The sequence below is a fragment of the Stenotrophomonas sp. PS02301 genome (assembly GCF_029959485.1).
Classification (GTDB): domain Bacteria; phylum Pseudomonadota; class Gammaproteobacteria; order Xanthomonadales; family Xanthomonadaceae; genus Stenotrophomonas; species Stenotrophomonas maltophilia_Z.
This window is the reverse complement of sequence record NZ_JASCOO010000212.1, coordinates 1-330: the sequence shown is the minus strand read 5'-3', so window position 1 is coordinate 330 and position 330 is coordinate 1. Positions and strand designations below refer to the sequence as shown.

Sequence of the window (330 nt, the reverse complement as noted above, 5' to 3'; positions counted from 1 at the left end):
ACTCACCGTGATCGGCGTCCAGCTTTTCCAGCAGATCCGGTGAAATCGTCAGGCGATCGCAGCCTGCCAGCGCCTCGATCTGCGCCGTCGAACGGAACGACGCGCCCATCACCACCGTCGGCGAACCACGACGCTTGAACTCGGCATACACGCCGCGCACGAACACCACGCCCGGGTCTTCATCGATGGTCGCCGGCGCCTGCCCGTTGGCCACGTACCAATCCAGGATGCGGCCCACGAACGGCGAGATCAGGAACGCCCCGGCCTCGCTGCAGGCCAGCGCCTGGGTCGGATTGAAGATCAGCGTCAGGTTGCAGTCGATCCCTTCGG

General features: G+C 65.5%; 1 protein-coding gene. It reads right to left on the bottom strand.

The features are described 5' to 3' along the window. On the bottom strand, window positions 1-330 hold a 330-nt coding region (locus QMX81_RS20970), incomplete at both ends, for a transaldolase family protein (RefSeq protein ID WP_282264411.1).